Annotated in this window: 14 protein-coding genes and 2 pseudogenes; 15 read left to right on the forward strand and 1 reads right to left on the reverse strand. The window is 43.9% G+C overall.

The window, feature by feature from the left end:
- The 12 genes and pseudogenes from LYNGBM3L_RS45090 to LYNGBM3L_RS13775 form a co-directional block, all read left to right on the forward strand.
- Positions 1-1,002, forward strand: a pseudogene (locus LYNGBM3L_RS45090) (DUF4157 domain-containing protein); the annotation flags it as partial.
- A 120-nt stretch (positions 1,003-1,122) separates the two neighbouring features.
- On the forward strand, positions 1,123-3,465 hold the full coding sequence (locus LYNGBM3L_RS34870; protein WP_008184097.1) for an eCIS core domain-containing protein: 2,343 nt from the start codon (positions 1,123-1,125) through the stop codon (positions 3,463-3,465).
- A 120-nt stretch (positions 3,466-3,585) separates the two neighbouring features.
- Positions 3,586-6,012 (forward strand): eCIS core domain-containing protein, encoded by a 2,427-nt coding sequence (locus tag LYNGBM3L_RS47360; RefSeq protein WP_008184099.1) that lies wholly within the window; start codon positions 3,586-3,588, stop codon positions 6,010-6,012.
- A 204-nt stretch (positions 6,013-6,216) separates the two neighbouring features.
- Complete coding sequence (locus LYNGBM3L_RS34880) at positions 6,217-8,667, forward strand: eCIS core domain-containing protein (protein ID WP_008184101.1); 2,451 nt, start codon at positions 6,217-6,219, stop codon at positions 8,665-8,667.
- 31 nt (positions 8,668-8,698) lie between these two features.
- Complete coding sequence (locus LYNGBM3L_RS47365) at positions 8,699-10,471, forward strand: eCIS core domain-containing protein (protein ID WP_008184103.1); 1,773 nt, start codon at positions 8,699-8,701, stop codon at positions 10,469-10,471.
- A gap of 263 nt (positions 10,472-10,734) precedes the next feature.
- The gene (locus LYNGBM3L_RS43460; protein WP_154659778.1) at positions 10,735-10,875 is read left to right on the forward strand and encodes a hypothetical protein; all 141 of its coding nucleotides are present in this window, start codon (positions 10,735-10,737) and stop codon (positions 10,873-10,875) included.
- Between the two features lie 75 nt (positions 10,876-10,950).
- A complete protein-coding gene (locus tag LYNGBM3L_RS13755) occupies positions 10,951-11,157 on the forward strand; it encodes a hypothetical protein (protein WP_008184105.1) in 207 nt (68 codons plus the stop codon).
- 53 nt (positions 11,158-11,210) lie between these two features.
- Positions 11,211-11,414, forward strand: a pseudogene (locus tag LYNGBM3L_RS47370) (ParE family toxin-like protein).
- Positions 11,415-11,737: 323 nt separating this feature from the next.
- Positions 11,738-12,301 carry a Uma2 family endonuclease gene (locus tag LYNGBM3L_RS13760; RefSeq protein ID WP_044493168.1) on the forward strand — a complete coding sequence of 188 codons (564 nt, stop codon included), beginning with the start codon at positions 11,738-11,740 and terminating at the stop codon, positions 12,299-12,301.
- A gap of 564 nt (positions 12,302-12,865) precedes the next feature.
- Complete coding sequence (locus LYNGBM3L_RS46495; RefSeq protein ID WP_008184109.1) at positions 12,866-13,003, forward strand: hypothetical protein; 138 nt, start codon at positions 12,866-12,868, stop codon at positions 13,001-13,003.
- A 593-nt stretch (positions 13,004-13,596) separates the two neighbouring features.
- Positions 13,597-13,803 carry a hypothetical protein gene (locus LYNGBM3L_RS13770; protein ID WP_008184111.1) on the forward strand — a complete coding sequence of 69 codons (207 nt, stop codon included), beginning with the start codon at positions 13,597-13,599 and terminating at the stop codon, positions 13,801-13,803.
- On the forward strand, positions 13,800-14,060 hold the full coding sequence (locus LYNGBM3L_RS13775) for a ParE family toxin-like protein (RefSeq protein ID WP_008184113.1): 261 nt from the start codon (positions 13,800-13,802) through the stop codon (positions 14,058-14,060). The genes LYNGBM3L_RS13770 and LYNGBM3L_RS13775 overlap by 4 nt, the downstream gene beginning before the upstream one ends.
- Before the next feature lie 240 nt (positions 14,061-14,300).
- Here LYNGBM3L_RS13775 and LYNGBM3L_RS13780 read toward each other — a convergent pair whose 3' ends face one another.
- Positions 14,301-15,068, reverse strand: a complete 768-nt coding sequence (locus tag LYNGBM3L_RS13780; protein ID WP_008184114.1) for a Uma2 family endonuclease — start codon at positions 15,066-15,068, stop codon at positions 14,301-14,303.
- Between the two features lie 428 nt (positions 15,069-15,496).
- Here LYNGBM3L_RS13780 and LYNGBM3L_RS13785 point away from each other — a divergent pair, with 428 nt between their 5' ends.
- The 3 genes from LYNGBM3L_RS13785 (at position 15,497) to LYNGBM3L_RS13795 (ending at position 19,416) form a co-directional block, all read left to right on the forward strand.
- Positions 15,497-17,698 carry an ATP-binding protein gene (locus tag LYNGBM3L_RS13785; protein WP_008184118.1) on the forward strand — a complete coding sequence of 734 codons (2,202 nt, stop codon included), beginning with the start codon at positions 15,497-15,499 and terminating at the stop codon, positions 17,696-17,698.
- A 193-nt stretch (positions 17,699-17,891) separates the two neighbouring features.
- Positions 17,892-18,464 carry a Pvc16 family protein gene (locus LYNGBM3L_RS13790; RefSeq protein WP_008184121.1) on the forward strand — a complete coding sequence of 191 codons (573 nt, stop codon included), beginning with the start codon at positions 17,892-17,894 and terminating at the stop codon, positions 18,462-18,464.
- A gap of 235 nt (positions 18,465-18,699) precedes the next feature.
- The gene (locus LYNGBM3L_RS13795) at positions 18,700-19,416 is read left to right on the forward strand and encodes a carboxypeptidase-like regulatory domain-containing protein (protein WP_161603163.1); all 717 of its coding nucleotides are present in this window, start codon (positions 18,700-18,702) and stop codon (positions 19,414-19,416) included.
- The last annotated feature ends 104 nt before the right edge of the window (positions 19,417-19,520 follow it).

Here is a 19,520-nt window from a genome sequence, read left to right on the forward strand (position 1 = left end):
CTCCCTTATGGGGTATTTAGGGATGAAATAACTAAAAGCCAATACACTCGAAAATGTGTCGATGACCTAAAAAATCGATTTAACATACCAAACATTTATATTCATATTGGGGATGCAGACGCGCTTAGTCTCAAAGTTCCAGAGGAGCAATCTCGACACGGTCATTATCAACCCATGGGTTTATTTTCCAAGTACGACCAACTCCTTACACGTCATCAGACTAAAGGAAGACAACTCCCCTATCTTGCCAGCGGTGGGTACGAGCTGCGTCAAGGGGCTCAGGGTGGAGATTTGCCTGCTGATGACGATTTGAGTGTACTGGCTAATAAAATTGATATGAAGGTTCGTCGGATTATTTCAAAAGTAGATCCCAGGGCACCATATTTTCCTGAACCTAATACACTTATAAAGTATGAAGCACTCTTAAATGATCCAACAGACCGTAACAGCGGACTCAAAAATCGATTGTTCGGTATCAAAGGTGGGGAAGGAAGGGAGCTTATGAAAAATGTACTCGGCGGCCTCCGAGGAGATCTCAAGGAATATGCCTTCTTCAAGCCCAAGGCGGCAATAGCTACATCAACAGCAGGTGGAGGCGAGCGCCTCAAAGCAAGACCCCTACCAAACTACAACCCTCGCGAGAAGCAGTTGATTTTAAGAAGGAATATTCCTCCAAATATACTCCGATCTGCTTTGAGAAAGGTTTTGACATCGGCACAGTCTCATGCCCACCCAAGAGGCTGGATAACTCAAGTCGGAATGGGTCTAGGTTTAGATTGGTATGGAGTTCAGCAAATTTATCAACAACAGGTTAATAACTCTGGAAATGCTGAGATTATAAAAGTTTTAAATGACTTGCTCCCAAATTTTAATCAAGGAAGACCACGAAGGATAACCAATGCTCAGAGAGGTCTAGTTGAAAGGATGGCACAATCAACAATTACTGCCATCGAGAGTTTCTTAGCAGAATTGGAACAGATCATCATAAAAAAAGCCCAATAGTTGAAGTGGATGGGGATATTCCCAATCCAGACTGACAGTTTCACTCCCCTACACCGATAACCTACTCGGTAATATGATTGGTTGTTAATTTCGCAAACTATTTAAGATTTAGTCAAGCTCATGGGTAATCTACGACAAAGCCAAACCAGAAAGACTCTAACTCGAGATCAGTCTCAAGTATTAGGAAGTAGAAAGCCAACATACCACCCAATCGAGGAACTGCAAGGGATAATCGGCAACCGAGCACTGGGTAATCTAATTAAATCCCAGCAATACAAATCTGGAGAAGTTCATCGTTCCCAAGATCCTCTGCTGAGTAGTGTCTCCCCTGTTAGTGGGCAACCAATCCAACGTCAGCCAATGTTTAGGGGACTTTCCCATGAGTTAATGGGCCATTGGCAGCAGGGCAATCCAGTACAGGCGAAGCTGACTATTGGTGAAGCTGGGGACAAGTATGAGCTTGAAGCTGACCGAGTAGCATCGGAAGTAGTGGATCGGATCAACACACCAGTTACTAGTCACAGCACTCAACCAGACTCAATTCAAGCTCAAGGTCAGCAAGATGAACTGATGAGGAAGCCAATGGTGCAGCTAATGTCTGTTGAAGGTGGGATGGCAGCTACCCCAGAGTTGGAAAGCTCAATCCAACAGGCAAAGGGGTCGGGGATGCCCATCGCCGAAAGTATCCGGAAACCAATGGAACAGTCGTTTGGGGCAGATTTTAGTGGGGTGAGGGTTCACAGTGATGCCCAATCTGACCAGTTGAATCAATCTATTCAGGCTCGTGCTTTTACTACAGGTAAAGATATCTTCTTTCGGCAGGGGGAATACAACCCTGGGAGTCGAGGAGGGCAGGAATTGATTGCCCATGAGTTGACTCATGTGATTCAGCAAGGAGGTGGCAAAGTTGTGACTAATCAATCGGTTAGGGTCAGCGCAGCTCCTGTAGCTAGGATCCAGTGTATGTCTTTGATGGAGTTCCAAAATAGATACGAACTAAAAACTGTTAAAGATCACAGACAAAATCCTCCTCGGACTTCCTATGTACATCAAAAGTTAGTTGGTCATCGACCCAATCAACCATATCCCCAGTTTAATTACGGCTATGTGGCAAATGTTCCTACCTATCCGGGAGGTACAACTCCAAACGCAATCGCTACTAAGTATGAGGAGGGGTTTGAAGATAAAACAGAGATGTCTTATCGATTTAGGCTAGTAGTTGGGGTGAATAAATACAAAAGCTTAATGAGGGCTAGAAGTGAGGATGAAATCAGAAATGTGATCGATAATACAGGCAATTTTAACTATCCAGGGATTGTTTTTGGATTTACATGGGAACCGTTTTGGTTGGACAACTCTACAGGGATACAGGCTAATTCACATAAGATAGAAGCAGACTTCCGGACACTTGCTGCTGCCGATCAGCAAGAAGCAGAACGCCCATTAACACAAGCCGAGTATCTCCCTTATGGGGTATTTAGGGATGAAATAACTAAAAGCCAATACACTCGAAAATGTGTCGATGACCTAAAAAATCGATTTAACATACCAAACATTTATATTCATATTGGGGATGCAGACGCGCTTAGTCTCAAAGTTCCAGAGGAGCAATCTCGACACGGTCATTATCAACCCATGGGTTTATTTTCCAAGTACGACCAACTCCTTACACGTCATCAGACTAAAGGAAGACAACTCCCCTATCTTGCCAGCGGTGGGTACGAGCTGCGTCAAGGGGCTCAGGGTGGAGATTTGCCTGCTGATGACGATTTGAGTGTACTGGCTAATAAAATTGATATGAAGGTTCGTCGGATTATTTCAAAAGTAGATCCCAGGGCACCATATTTTCCTGAACCTAATACACTTATAAAGTATGAAGCACTCTTAAATGATCCAACAGACCGTAACAGCGGACTCAAAAATCGATTGTTCGGTATCAAAGGTGGGGAAGGAAGGGAGCTTATGAAAAATGTACTCGGCGGCCTCCGAGGAGATCTCAAGGAATATGCCTTCTTCAAGCCCAAGGCGGCAATAGCTACATCAACAGCAGGTGGAGGCGAGCGCCTCAAAGCAAGACCCCTACCAAACTACAACCCTCGCGAGAAGCAGTTGATTTTAAGAAGGAATATTCCTCCAAATATACTCCGATCTGCTTTGAGAAAGGTTTTGACATCGGCACAGTCTCATGCCCACCCAAGAGGCTGGATAACTCAAGTCGGAATGGGTCTAGGTTTAGATTGGTATGGAGTTCAGCAAATTTATCAACAACAGGTTAATAACTCTGGAAATGCTGAGATTATAAAAGTTTTAAATGACTTGCTCCCAAATTTTAATCAAGGAAGACCACGAAGGATAACCAATGCTCAGAGAGGTCTAGTTGAAAGGATGGCACAATCAACAATTACTGCCATCGAGAGTTTCTTAGCAGAATTGGAACAGATCATCATAAAAAAAGCCCAATAGTTGAAGTGGATGGGGATATTCCCAATCCAGACTGACAGTTTCACTCCCCTACACCGATAACCTACTCGGTAATATGATTGGTTGTTAATTTCGCAAACTATTTAAGATTTAGTCAAGCTCATGGGTAATCTACGACAAAGCCAAACCAGAAAGACTCTAACTCGAGATCAGTCTCAAGTATTAGGAAGTAGAAAGCCAACATACCACCCAATCGAGGAACTGCAAGGGATAATCGGCAACCGAGCACTGGGTAATCTAATTAAATCCCAGCAATACAAATCTGGAGAAGTTCATCGTTCCCAAGATCCTCTGCTGAGTAGTGTCTCCCCTGTTAGTGGGCAACCAATCCAACGTCAGCCAATGTTTAGGGGACTTTCCCATGAGTTAATGGGCCATTGGCAGCAGGGCAATCCAGTACAGGCGAAGCTGACTATTGGTGAAGCTGGGGATAAGTATGAGCTTGAAGCTGACCGAGTAGCATCGGAAGTAGTGGATCGGATCAACACACCAGTTACTAGTCACAGCACTCAACCAGACTCAATTCAAGCTCAAGGTCAGCAAGATGAACTGATGAGGAAGCCAATGGTGCAGCTAATGTCTGTTGAAGGTGGGATGGCAGCTACCCCAGAGTTGGAAAGCTCAATCCAACAGGCAAAGGGGTCGGGGATGCCCATCGCCGAAAGTATCCGGAAACCAATGGAACAGTCGTTTGGGGCAGATTTTAGTGGGGTGAGGGTTCACAGTGATGCCCAATCTGACCAGTTGAATCAATCTATTCAGGCTCGTGCTTTTACTACAGGTAAAGATATCTTCTTTCGGCAGGGGGAATACAACCCTGGGAGTCGAGGAGGGCAGGAATTGATTGCCCATGAATTGACCCATGTGGTGCAGCAGAATAGAGCCTCTGTGCAACGCCAATTAAACCAGCATAATGGGAGTGAATTTGACCATAACGATAAAATTAGTACTAATGAAAGTGCTCCCGTAGATGTTGTACAGCGTCGAGTGGGATATGAATTTGAAGCACAGTGGAATGTGCGAAATGTAAGTAACTGGCAACAAGCCCAGCAAGACTTTCAACGTGCTAAGACTCAACGGGATTTAGCGATCAATATTAAAGTGGCTAAAGTAATGGCTGAACAACCTTCCATAAAAATAGTTGAGCTTACTAACCACGAAAAGGGATTGGATCAACAAGGTCGTTTAGACCTATGGTTTACTGACGATAGTCAATCTACTCTAACTAATGCCGGTCAAGCACTAATGACCAGAGTAAATGAGGACAGTCAGGACTACCAGGCAATGGTTTTTAGCATGTATGTAAATAAACAACTTAGTGAGCCTCCATTACTCGGTCAGAATGTTCCCAAAGCAACAGCTTTTATTCGAGGTGATAAATTTGATCTAACTGCTGATGCAAGTCCTTCAGGAGGCTCTAACTTAGAATGGGTCACAGAGCCACTAGAAAGTAAAAGTGAAGTTGAATCAGTAATGGATAACATTGTGGCAATGGCAAGTTATCTGAATAGTCGTAAAGGAGAGGAGTTTATTCCATCAGAGGACGTAACAGCAGGTGGAGGAGAACCTGATTCTAATCTCCGAATTTATCCAGATGGAAAGGAATTAAGCTTTTCCCCTCAGCTTACGGCTGGTTTACATATTGGAAAGATTAGCGATCTTGTCGAATACGTTACTGTTAAGGAAGACTTGAATGTCACTGGATGGCTCAATCAAAATCTCTTTAAAAGAGAACGTCATAAACAACAATCTCGTAAGCAAAAAGCAAATAAAGATTTATTTGGTAAAGGAGACTTATCATTTTTATCTAAGGCCGATGCATGGGTCAATGATCAAGTAAAGAGATTAAATGTAGGGGGAATTGATGATAGTGTCAGTAAAAAAGAATTAATGGGACTAGTGACTATCTTGGTAAATTATCTCCACAAAGCAACAAACATGACGGATAGAGATAACTCAAAAGCCATTGCGGGAGCGATGATGGCTCGAACTGATTTTGCCCACAACTTTGGATTAATTCCCGAACCCTACAGGAATTACTTTAAAACTAATCCTAATCAATTCGCTGAGTTAGTCTTAAATGCTGCTGGGTTCACAGGTGAAGGGGGACAACCGATTTTCCCAAAAACAATTGAGAAAGGTATGGTGGGAAATATTCAAGAAGTCCGGATTACTTTAACTCGTCAAGAATGGCTAGAACATATTCCTACTGGATATGACCTGTTAAAGAACTATGTTAACCTTCCCGAGGAAATTAAAGCAGCGGATGAAGATGAGTCAGCAGACAACTTAGTCAAATTAGTCAAAGACAAGCGAGCTGATTTTGAGGCAATTCATAACTCCCTTGGAGCTTTAGGAAGTGTTGACGATTTGGTTGGGCTGAGTGACAAACCAGTTAAAGCCTTGGTGGTTGAACTTCGTCGGATGCAAGATGACTTGAAAGTCGGTGATCTAAAGCCGATGGCAGTTTCTGCCTATAATCTAATTGAGCGACTTAATGAGAGTAAAAAGCTCAAATACAAGAAATAGTAGGTGTGAAGGAAGCATTCGGAGTAAAACTTTAAGGGATTAGGAAAACTTCTAACTAGATACAAAAATGCACCATGCTTTAAAAGCCAATGTCAGTCAATGTAATGCGATCGCTCCCGTCCTCCCACAATCCCTTTGATCTCAAAGGCTATATGATAATTACACTGTGATTGATTGTTGCCGACTCTTAATTTAACCAAGCTCATGGGTAATCTACGACAAAGCCAAACCAAAAAGACACAAGCTCGAGATCAGTCAATAGTATCAGGAAGTAGGAAGCCAACATACCACCCAATCGAGGAACTGCAAGGGATAATCGGCAACCAGGCACTGGGTAATCTAATTAAATCCCAGCCAGACTTATCTCGACAAGTTCATCGTTCCCAAGATCCTCTACTGAGTAGTGTTTCCCCTGTTAGTGGGCAAACAATCCAGCGAATGCCAATGTTTAGGGGACTTTCCCATGAGCTAATGGGTTCAAGGTCCGATGGGAATTTAGTGCAGGCCAAGCTCACTATTGGTCAAGCTGGGGATAAGTATGAGCTTGAAGCCGACCGAGTAGCATCGGAAGTAGTAAGACAGATTAACGCACCAGTTTCTAGTCTGTCAACTCAAGCAGAATCGATTCAACCTCAACAAAAGCAAGATGAACTGATGAGGAAGCCAATGGTTCAGCTTGACTCTGTTGAAGGTGGGATGGCGGCTACCCCAGAGTTGGAAAGCTCAATTCAACAGGCAAAGGGGTCGGGGATGTCGATCGCTGAAAGTATTAGGAAACCAATGGAACAGTCGTTTGGGGCTGATTTTAGTGGAGTGAGGGTTCACAGTGATACCCAATCTGACCAGTTGAATCAATCTATTCAAGCTCGTGCTTTTACCACAGGTAAAGATATCTTCTTTCGACAGGGAGAATATAACCCTGGGAGTCAGGAGGGGAAGAAGTTAATTGCTCATGAATTGACCCATGTGGTGCAGCAAACTGGGGGGCAAATCCAGTGTAAGTCTCAGAGTGATAGTGTGCCGAGTTCTCCAACATTCCAGGTACACTTAGAGCAGAATAAAACTCTACAGCGGGCACCAAGCAAAAAAAAATACCCGAAAGAAGAACACCCGAAAAAATGGACGGATTCTCCAAATTGGCTTTCAATACATGACATACCCTTGGAGGAAGCAACACATGACATACCCTTGGAGGAAGCAACGCCGAGAATTAAACCGGAAGTTTTAAAGCAACTTGGGTTCGGCAATAAAGATGTTCAGAAGCAGTTTCAAAAATACTTTCAAGATATATACCTCAAAAAAAGAGGTGTTAATAAGCTCCTAAGTATTAATGAGCTAAATGTGATTCAAAATATGGCTAACGATGAAGAGGGTAAGCGATATCTAGAAAGCTTACAAATGTTTTCTTTGGAAGAAGCTAAAGAATACTTAAGAAAAAAAAGTGAGAATGACTGGCTCAAACTACATCCCAATCAAAGACTAATTGTGGCTAGCGTAGCTTGGCTATGCCGCTCAAACACTCAACTATTACAAGAACTTAGTCTCAGCAAAGAGTACTTATTTAAAACTCGTCCTTATCAAATGGCTTTACATTTCAAAGCTAATCAGCCAGGAGGTAATGAGTATCTGGATGAAATTCGGAGTAACACTGGTGAAGTTTGGCAAAAAACCCTTGATTTAGGGGAAAAAGGGAGTGAGAGAAAAGCCATAATTATTGAGGAAGCCAAGAAGCGTCAGCAAGAAATACATCAATACGGTAAGGCGAAAGGTAAGAAAGTTGATATAGGTGAGGCGATTGAAAAACATACAAAAGCCATAGGGGTGCTTAAAAAAGTATTTTTACTCATGCAAGCTGGATTAAAAGAATGTACTGATATTGGAACCGAGGGTAACTTGCCCAGATATGAAAAGTGGTCGGAAAATGTTGCTACCGCCCTATCTCATGGTGGCAGAGTCAATATTGTAATTCCTAAGCTAGCGAAAAAAAGTGAAGCAGGCGTAAGAGACCCCTATGCCTTACTCAATTGGCTTGGTGTAACTCAAGCAGGAAAAATAGACGAAAGTATCGGAGCGTTTAAACGTTCTTTCGGTACACACTTCATGAAAAGGTCGAGGCAGGAAGAAAAAGTTCGAGAGCAAGGAGGAAAGCTAGCAGCAATTAAAAATAAATTTTATGGAACAGAACTTTATGGCATAAATTTAGCTGTTGGTGGTATTGGTCAGACAGATTTCAACAGTGATATAATTTTGCCAGATGGAGCCCACGGACATTTGCTGATTGTTTTTCGACCTCCAACTACAGAAAAATTCGGAGCTCTAGAGGTTGGAGTAGAAACAACTGCTCCAGGTGGTGCGAGTAACGAGGGATATGTTCATAACTGGAAGTCAACAGAAGCAACCGCAAACCCTCTATCTAGTGCGGGAGGTGCTAAAGCTGAAAAACACGGAAAAGGAAAGCTCGATTGGAATCGCCTCAGTATAGTTTCTCTCGACGAGATAGATCAAACTACAGTAGTAGCAAAGGAAATGGAAAATTGGCTTGAAAAATTGGAAAGACTAAAAGCTTTCTATGATTTATTGAAAAAAAATGAGAGAATAATTACTCAAGACTTAGTTGGTAAACGAGACAATTTTAGGGGTAAAATCACCTCATAATATACAAACTATTAAATATTTCGTAAAACTCATGGGTAATCTACGACAAAGCCAAACCACAAAAACACTCACTTCTCAACAGCAACAACCATCACCTAGTACCAAGCCAGAGCTCCACCCCATAGAAGAATTGCAAGGGATAATCGGCAACCGGGCACTAGGTCATCTAATTAAGTCCCAGCACCAAAACTCTCAGTCAGAAGTTGGTTACCAACAGAAAGTTGCTCGAACTATTGACCCTCTGCTGAGTAGTGTTTCCCCTGTTAGTGGGCAGCCAATCCAACGTCAGCCAATGTTTAGGGGACTTTCCCATGAGTTAAGGGGCAATTGGTTCGAGGGGAATTTAGTGCAGGCGAAGCTGACTATTGGTGAAGCTGGGGATAAGTATGAGCTTGAAGCCGACCGAGTAGCATCGGAAGTAGTAAGACAGATTAACGCACCAGTTCCACGTCAAACCACTCAACATCAGTCGATTCAAGCTCAACAGGAACAAGATGAACTGATGAGGAAGCCAATGGTGCAGCTTCAATCCCAGGACGGTGGAATGGCGGCTACCCCAGAGTTGGAAAGCTCGATCCAACAGGCAAAGGGGTCGGGGATGCCGATCGCTGAGAGTATCCGGAAACCAATGGAACAGTCGTTTGGGGCAGATTTTAGTGGAGTCAGGGTTCACAGTGATACCCAATCTGACCAGTTGAATCAATCAATTCAAGCTCGTGCTTTTACTACAGGTAAAGATATCTTCTTTCGGCAGGGGGAATATAACCCTGGGAGTCGAGGGGGGCAGGAATTGATTGCTCATGAATTGACCCATGTGGTGCAGCAAACTGGTAGTACAGTACAGCGATCGCAATCGCAGAAGATTGGAAGAGTCTTCGACGAAGTAAAGCAGTTATCTTCTCCAGTCATTCAGAGAGCTCAGGCATGGACACGACGGGCAGATGATAACTTTGACAGCTTTGTCTTAGAGCTAGACAAACTTGTAAATAATCTTGCCGACAATATCCTAAAAAATCCCCTCAGAATTCCAGATGTAGATGGTTACACAAAACGATGGATAGCTCTAGTTACATCATTTACGGATACATACAAGATGAGTGGCAGCTTGGATGATGCCCTTAAAAAGGAGCCATTCATTTATGCATCCTACGGTTATGCAGTTGAATCCCTAACTAATGCTTCAATAAAAACAAACAAACTTGACCCCTATCTGCCAACAGGAATGCAGATTGTACTTCAGGGGACACGGGGTCATACTCGACCAGATCTTGTTATTAAGGAGCAATTAACTGACAAGGATATCGCTTGGTTTGACATTACAGCATCACAAAGCGAGGCACACATAGATCAGAAGACAGGTAGTGGTTGGTCTAATCGCCCATATGTGGCTGAGGTAACCTATCCGTCTTTAACTAGGAAAAGTCTTGAGGAATTAGCTGACGCAGTGCTTAAAAATCATCTATCACCTCAGGAATTGGAAGACTTGAAAAAACTTGTGGAAGCACATAAATTTGAACAAGATAAGCAATTAAATAAGGCAGCTGACTTAGTTAAGCAAGCAGTAGACTCGGTGCAATATCAAACAAATATGGCAAAGAGAAGGACAGAATTTGAAACAGAAATGGCACGATTGCTTGGCGAAACGAAGAAATTGCGTCCGCAAGAGGCAAAAGGATGGATTACTGTGGTACATTCTAGGTTAGGTTACTCCTACACCAAACTTGCCGCAGAAGCTGGTTACAAAGGTGAAACCGCCAGAGGACCCAATACAGAGCGAGCAGCGAGTATTATATATAGTCTATGATCAAACATGATTACGCCTCGCTTAGGATATTGCTCTGTCTAGAAAGTTGTATCTGGAGCCAGCAGTTCTTGACTAACTAACCTGCGGAATGTGGAATTACTCCACTAAGTGTTTCCCTAAAACCTAACACCTTAATAATGCGATCGCATAAGCGCGGAAGCTGAGGCCTTTCGGCCACGCTTTGCGAACGCTTCCGGAGCGTAGCGTGGCCTACGGCCAATCGCTTTTGTCGGGTGGGCAAATGGACATAATTCCGGATTCAATTGCCAAACTCTCATTATTTGCCCACCCTACGCTACTGTGGAACGGGCAACCCTACTGTGGAACGGGCATCTTGCCGTGGAATGGGCATCTTGCCCGTTAAAATCTTCCGGCGGGCAGGATGCCCGTTCCACTCCTATTAATCCCGCCCCTCAGCAATGCCAAAAAATAAGTAGTCCCCGGTATAATTTGAATATATCTGTCAAAAATTAGGGCTTATGAATAAGAGTGACTTAGGGGAAATTGAACGTGCTGTCAGTCAACTTTCTAGGGAGGATCTAGCCAAATTTCGGGCTTGGTTTGCAGAATTTGATGCAGCAAATTGGGATCGACAATTTGAGACAGATGTTGCGGCTGGTAGACTTGATGCCCTAGCAGATAAAGCACTGAAAGATTCACGACAAGGAAATTGTACTGATTTGTGAAACATCTTGCTACACCTGATTTTTGGTATTCTTATCGACACCTACCATCGTAAATCCAAGAACTTGCCGATAGATGTTATGAGTTGCTCAAACAAGATCCTCGATATCCCTCACTACATTTCAAGAAAGTAGGTCGGTTTTGATCAGTTCGAGTAGGTTTACATTACAGAGCGATTGCGGTGGAAAAGGATAATGATCTAGTTTGGTTTTGGATCGGAACACACGCCGAATATGACAAAATATTAGGCTCAAAGTAGCGTACGCCTAGACTTGTAGTGCTTAGGCTCAAGTCCGGTGGGCAAATGGACATGATTCCTAATTAAATTGCCAAACTATCATAATTTGCCCACCCTACCCCTGAGGTTAGCAAATCCACTACCGTCTACCCTGTTGTTAATTGGTTTATCGGTTAAAATTGTAGAGCAAGTCAAAAAAATCTTAACCTGCTGAATAGGTGACAAGCAAGACCGATCGCCTGATTTTGTAGGGTGGGCAAATGGGCATCAGAGCTGATGAAATGATCAAATTCTCAAAATTTGCCCACCCTACCCCTACTGGCACAATTGGAGACAACCCTGAAATGGTACAATCACAACCAAAAATACTGACATTGGAGGAGTTTCTGAAACTACCGGAAACAAAGCCTGCTAGTGAGTACCTTGATGGAAAAATTATTCAGAAGCCCATGCCTCAAGGAAAACATAGTCGTCTTCAAGGAGAACTAATACCCGCAATCAATAGTTTGGTAAAAGCTAAAAAAATTGCTTGCGCTTTTCCTGAATTACGTTGTACCTTTGGGGGTCGCTCAATAATACCTGACATTTCAGTATTTCTTTGGAACCGAATTCCCTGTGATGATAATGGAGAAATTGCCAATGTATTTAACCTGACTCCAGATTGGACTATTGAAATCTTATCTCCAGACCAAAGTCACACAAAAGTAACCAAAAATATTCTTCATTGCCTCAAGCATGGAACCCAGATCGGTTGGTTGATTGACCCAGAGGAAAAAACTGTGTTTGTTTACCATTCTAAACAAGAAATTGAGGTATTCGATCAACCCGATATGTTACTTCCTGTACCATCTTTTGTAAGTGAGCTAAATCTTACAGTTAAGGATTTATTTGCCTGGTTATTACTGTAACTATGGAGTCCTATAGCATTTTTATTTTAGTTGTGAACATAGATTTTGTAGGGTGGGCAAATGGACATGATAGTAAGCATTCAGCTATCAGCTTAAGCGCTACGCGCACGCTACTTGAGGTGCTATCAGCTATCAGCTTATGAGCTATGGGTAAGTTACGGGAAAAGTGCTATGAATCTTGTCAGTGCGATCGCATAAGCGCGGAAGCTGAGGCCTTTCGGCCACGCTTTGCGAACGCTTCCGGAGCGTAGCGTGGCCTACGGCCAATCGCTCTTGTAGGGTGGGCAAATGGACATGATATTTGATCTAATTGCCTTTCTCTCATAATTTGCCCACCCTACCCTACGGAATGGGTACGCCTAGCCAATAGTATTGTAGATCATGCAGACAGACACGGTTTTAAAGGGAATTATTTAAAGTATCTCAGAAAAGCCGCTAATTTTAACAAAAAATGGTCGCGAAAAACCCAATTACCCAATGGGGCATTCAGATGGAATAAAGGAACTGAATTTCTTATAGAAAGAGACAACAAAATTATTTATTACGGCTAAACTTAAAAAAATCATGCCAAACTTAGATATTTCCAACAAAGCTGATAATACCATAACAGCCAAAGGATATATTGAGCAAATCTTAAATCAATTGCTCATTGACTATCAAGCTACTCAGGCAGAAAGAGTAAAAATTTACCGATGGGAATAAAATCAAGACGTTAGTATATTAGGGATTATTGAACTATTAACCGATACTATTAGAGGATACGCCTTTCAAGTGATTAATGATAATTCATTAAATACCCAATAAATTAGTAATGAATTACAGAAAATAAAACTAGTAGAAATCCCTAAATTTACTGAATGGTATTTTTCACAATACTTTGATTATCCTAAAATGAAACACTATGTCGAAACCCTGAACTATTTACGTTTATTAATAATCGAATATATCAGGGATATCAAAGCTCTTGTAGAGTGCGTTAATGAAGTGTAACGCAGCTGTCAATGTCCGCTTGAAAGTGAGTACGCGAATAGTGTAGGTTGGGTTGAGACAACAAAACCCAACAAACCGATGATATGACACAATAAAGGTAGTGAAGTGCGATCGCTTTTGTCCGGTGGGGAAATCGACATGATTCCTAATTAAATTGCCAAACTATCATTATTTGCCCACCCGACCACTTGTCCGGTGGGCAAAGGCACATGATAACTGATCTAATTGTCAAACTATCATCATTTGCCCACCCTACCCTACTAAAAACTCTATAATTTGAGTATATCTGTCAAAAATTAGGGCTTATGAATAAGAATTCCTTAGAGGAAATTGAACTTGCTGTCAGTCAACTTTCTAGGGAGGATCTCGCCAAATTTCGGACTTGGTTTGCAGAATTTGATGCAGCAAATTGGGATCGACAATTTGAGACAGATGTTGTGGCTGGTAGGCTAGATGCATTAGCAGACAAAGCACTGAAACATTTACGACAAGGAAATTGTACTGATTTGTGAAACATCTTGCTACACCTGATTTTTGGTATTATTATCGACAGCTACCGTCTGAAATCCAAGAACTTGCCGATAGATGTTACGAGTTGCTCAAACAAGATCCTCGATATCCCTCACTACATTTCAAGAAAGTAGGTCGGTTTTGGTCAGTTCGAGTGGGTTTACATTACAGAGCGATTGCGGTGGAAAAGGATAATGATCTAGTTTGGTTTTGGATCGGAACACACGCCGAATATGACAAAATATTAGGCTCAAAGTAGTGCGATCGCGTAGCGTGGCCTACGGCCAATCGCTCTGGTAGGGTGGGCAAAGGGACATGACAACTGATCAAATTGCCTTTCTCTCATTATTTGCTCACCCTACCCCTGATTTTGTTGGGTGGGCAAATGGACATGATATTTGTTCAAATTGCCTTTCTCTCATTATTTGCCCACCCTACGCTACTACTAAGCTGACCGCTGACCGCTGACCGCTGACCGCTTACTCTAAAATCTAAAATTTCAATCTTCTGGCTCTACACCCATTGCTCGCAATTGAGCTGCTAGACGTTCAGCTCGTTGATGTTCTCGTTCAGCTCGTTGACGTTCTTTTTCAACTAGCTGTCTTTCTTTCTCAACCGGTGTAGGAATCCAATTTTCTGCTGCATCGTACCAACGCAACCAAAGTCGGTTTAACTCTTGATAGTTTCCTGACCACAATCCTAAACCTAGTTCTATTTCTGGAAGCCAGAATTTGTCACCGTTGAGAATCACTTCCCGATAGCTGCTGCGCACTAATTCAAACAAGCGCAGTTTATTGCTATTACCATTGAAGACCACGTAATAGGGAATCCGTAGCATCCGTTCGTAGACTTCCCATTTAGTTGGGGGTTGGTTGGCTTGTGGTCTAACTTCTCCTAAGTCTTCTTTCTGTGTACTAGGAGAAAGTAATTCGATGGCAATAAAAGGAGCTACTCCTTCCTGCCAGATCACGTAACTCAAGCGGGATTCTCTTTGTTCGTACAAACGATCCACTCCCAAGACAGCAAACCAATCGGGACGTTTATACCAAGTAGGATGTTTGAGATTGTAGTAAATATTCAGATCGCTAGCAACGAGAATTTGGTTTCTAGGATAATTGGGTGGGAAAAACGTTTTCTCCAGTAAGTCTGCTTGCCAAATATGGTATTGATCTGGCAATCCTGAATCCTCCTTTTCTTCGCTAGGTAGATCGTACATTGTCGGTAGGATTTCTTTCGGGGGTCGGGGCGGATCTGTTTGTTGATACATATAGAGCAAAGGGAACAGGGAATCGGGAATCGGGAATCGGGAATCGGGAATCGGGAATCGGGAATCGGGAATCGGGAATCGGGAATCGGGAATCGGGAATCGGGAATCGGGAATCGGGAATCGGGAGTAGGGAGTAGGGAACAGGGAATAAAATTCCCACAATTCCTACACGGATTGTTATAACTTCGATTTTAGATATTAGATTGATGATTGGGCGCAGGTTGGTGCGCCCCTACTCCTGGGTTCCCGCTACCCTTTGGTTTGGCCAAAGTGCGTACGCTCTTGTCGGGTGGGCAAATGGACATGATCACTGATCCAATTGCCAAACTCTCATCATTTGGCCACCCTACCCCTTCTCCCTGCTCCCTGCTTCCTGCTCCCTGCTCCCTGTTCCCTGTTCCCTGTTCCCTGTTCCCTTGCTATAATCCATGATTAACCAAACCGAGGCTTTCCCTCCCAACCCCCAATTTCACCAACTCTTTCTGCTGTTACAGCGCTTAGACCGACTGCTAGAAAGAGCTCTAGCTGCTGCTCAAGTTACCTATGGTTCCATGGCTGCAACTAATCCCTATCGGGGGATGCAAGTTGACCAGGAAGAAGTGGAACAGTTGATGACTCGGCCACCAGGAACACCAGTATTGCAGGTAGATACAGAAACATCACAGGAGTTACCCTCTGATGCTATCCTGGCAGGCTCTTCACTAGCATGGCTGCAAGAAACCTTTGCCCTCTCTGCTTTCGATGTCGATATTATTGCGATCGCACTCGCCCCGGAACTAGACCGGCGCTATGAACGAATTTATACTTATCTCCAAGACGATATCCGGTGTAAACGACCCACTGTGGATCTCGTCCTGAATCTGCTCTGTCCAACTGGGGAAGCGAAACTGGCGCGCCGTAGTCACTTTACCCCGGAAGCTCCTCTCCTACGTCATAGTCTACTACACCTGGTCTCGGACCCTAATCAGCTCCAACCAACTCTGCTCGCTCACAATCTTAAACTGGATGGGCTAGTCCTGGCTCTGCTGTTGGGAGAAAAAGGATTAGATCAGCGACTAAAACGCTTCTGTACGTTACTTGAGCCGACTATTTCCCTGGAAGAACTACCGTTAGCTCAAGAAGTAAAGCAGGCTTTATTAACACTGGTTGTGGAAGATTGGCAAGCAAGCAAACCCCTGGCACTGTATTTTGAGGGTGCAGATAGTAGTGGTAAACACCGTGCCGCCCAAGCTATTGCCAGGGCTGTGGAAGCACCATTGCTAACCGTAAATTTAACTGGGATTATAGAAGCCAAAGCTGACTTGGAGCTAACCCTGAAACTAGCTTATCGTCAAGCCTGGTTTCAGAAGGCTTTGCTTTACCTAGAAGGACTAGAAACTCTACAACAAACTATACAAGGTTCCGAGAATTCCAGTCAATATCTATCTCTGCTAAGAATCATAGCAGACCATCAAGGAATTACTATCCTCGCTGCTGAAAAACCCTGGAGGCCAGAGAAAACTATCGCAATCGGAATAGTTACTGTTCCTTTTCCCATCCCTGAGTTTACTGTTCGTCGCTGTTGCTGGCAGAATCAACTAACGGCAGCTGGTATTTCCCTAGATGGACCAGAGCTAGATGCTTTATGCGATCGCTTCCGCCTCAATTCCGAGCAAATTACCGATGCCGTGATTGATGCCTGTAATCGAGCCCGTTGGCGCATTGCCCAAAACACCTCCCCCACTCCTCCCACTTCCCACACTCCCCATCAAAAACCAACCTTGTCCGAACTATTTGCAGCAGCTCGTGCCCAATCTGGTCATGAACTAGGTTCCTTGGCACGTCAAATTCAGCCTAAGTACAGCTGGGATGATATTGTCCTGCCAGTTAATCAAAAGGCTCAGTTGCAGGAAATTTGTAATCAAGCCAAATATCGACAGCTGGTGTGGGAAGAGTGGGACTTCCAGAGCAAGCTTTCCCTGGGCAGAGGACTGAATGTCATGTTTTCTGGCCCACCAGGGACTGGTAAAACCATGGCAGCGGAAATTATTGCCCACGAATTAGAGCTTGACCTCTATAAAATTGACCTGTCCCAAGTGGTCAGTAAGTATATCGGGGAGACAGAAAAAAACCTCAATCGCATCTTTACAGCTGCTGCCAATGCTAACGCCATTCTCCTGTTTGATGAGGCAGATTCCCTCTTTGGCAAGCGCTCTGAAATTAGCAGTGCCCATGACCGCTACGCCAATATTGAGGTTGGCTATCTCCTGCAAAAGATGGAGGAGTACGAAGGAGTGGCGATTTTGACTACCAACCTCCGCACTAATATGGACGATGCCTTTGTCCGGCGGTTACGTTTTATTATTGAGTTTCCTTTTCCTAATCTCAAAGACCGCCGCCGGATCTGGGAGCAAATCTGGCCTAGTCGTGTACCTCGCTCTGAGGAACTGGATTTAGATTTTATCGCCCGTCACTGCGAGATTGCTGGGGGCAATATTCGTAATATTGCTCTAGCTGCTGCTTTTATAGCAGCAGATGATGGTGGAATTGTCAAGATGAATCACCTGCTTCGTGCAGTCCGGCGAGAGTATCAGAAGATGGGAAAAGTGTTAATAGAGGGGGAATTTGGTCAGTATGCTGGGCTGATGTGATGATTCGTAATAACTTAAATAACTGTGCAACCGATTCACTAAGTACTGATAACTTGTATTTATTTTTGTTACGGAGAAGACTTAAGGGGCAGAAAGCATTCTAAGGTTGATACTTGGTAACGCTAAATTGCCAATTGACCTCAGCTAGTTGGCTGATGATTTGGCGACCTGCGCGCTTGAGTGAGGGAATGAGATGATTCACGACCTGGATAAAACGTTGGAGGAATTGCTCAAGGGCGAACTCCCTCCTGACCTAATCTCGTCAGTTACGATTAGCTTTGCCACACCTGACAAGGATTTTAGTGTCAAGCCAGCGATTAATCTCTTTCTTTACGATGTGCGTGAGAATCTGGAGTTACGCAACACCACCTGGTCAACAGAACGCAGTAATGGCAGGGCGACCAAAAGGCGTAATCCAGTGCGAGTGGACTGCTCTTACCTAATCACCGCTTGGTCTGCTCTTACAGGTACAGGTAATGGTCAAAGACCAGAGCAAGAAGAGCACCAATGGCTGGGGGAGGTAATGAAAGTGCTACTGCGTCATCGTATGATTCCAGCGGCTGTATTACAGGGAAACCTCAGGGGGATGGAACCTCCGATCAGGACAGTTAGTCTCAGTCAGAGCAACCTACAGAGTTTGGGGGAATTCTGGCAAGCAATGGGAGGAAAGCCCAGACCAGCATTGAACTACACCCTGACTATGGCTGTGGAAGTCGATGATCCGGTTGACGCAGGAACCTTGGTAACCGATATGAGGATTGGGTGAGGGTAGGCAACAGGCAACAGGCAACAGGCAACAGGCAACAGGAGACTCGTATCTATGGTTTTTATTTGATTTCAGCAATATGCAGTTTAAATGCACAACAGCTTACTACTCTCAAAGTCCCCCGCCCCCCTAACCCCCCAATACTGGGGGGAATTAGCGGATGCTTCGCTTTTTGACAGAGGGGGATTGAGGGGGCGATGTTTAAATCCTGTAGTTGACTAAGGAGATTGTGCTGGTGTCAAATAAGATCAGGTTGGAGACAATCCGCCATCGGGTCGCGATCGCTGGGCAGGTTAAAGATGCCCAAACTGAGCAGGTGATTCCCGGAGCAGTGGTCGAAATTGCCGATATGCCCGAAAGCTTGAAAAGCAAGATAGATCTGCTAGCTGGCCTGTACGGAGATGACTGGGAAAAGAGGGTCGAGCGACCTGACCGCACTCGTACCAGAGTTGACGGCTATTTTTACTTCCAGGATCTCCCTGATGGGAAATATACCTTGACGGCTTCCTTGCCAGGTACGGGTACTCGCTATAGTGCTGACCCAACCATCAAAACTATACCGCCTGGTTCTGATCCGGAATCCGATCAGACCGAGGTTGAGGTGTCAAGAGATCCAGAAACTGGTGCGATCGCGATACCTACTGTTAATTTCTATTTCCAACCAACTGCTCTCGAGGGTAACGTCACCAACAACTCAGACGATCAAGCTGTCGTTATGGCCAAAGTCGAGATTGAGGGGAGTGGTGAGTATACCTTTGCTGACAACGATGGGAACTATCTCCTGAGTGGTTTAGAAGCATCTAGGGATACATCAAGTCCTCGCCAGGTTATAGTTAAAGTTGTTGCCCAAGGCTACCAGCAAGAAACCTCTCAACTTGTAGACTTGAACCAAGGGCAAGTGACCATTCAAGATTTTTCTCTGACCAGAAAAAATGGGGTAGTAAACACCTAGTTATATCAACCGAAGAGTTAGAGAGCTTTAAAGATTTTTCTCTGACCAGAGTAAATAAACTAGGAAACACCTAGTTATATCAACCGAAGAGTTAGAGAGCTTTG

It is taken from the genome of Moorena producens 3L, from assembly GCF_000211815.1.
Classification (GTDB): Bacteria; Cyanobacteriota; Cyanobacteriia; order Cyanobacteriales; family Coleofasciculaceae; genus Moorena; species Moorena producens.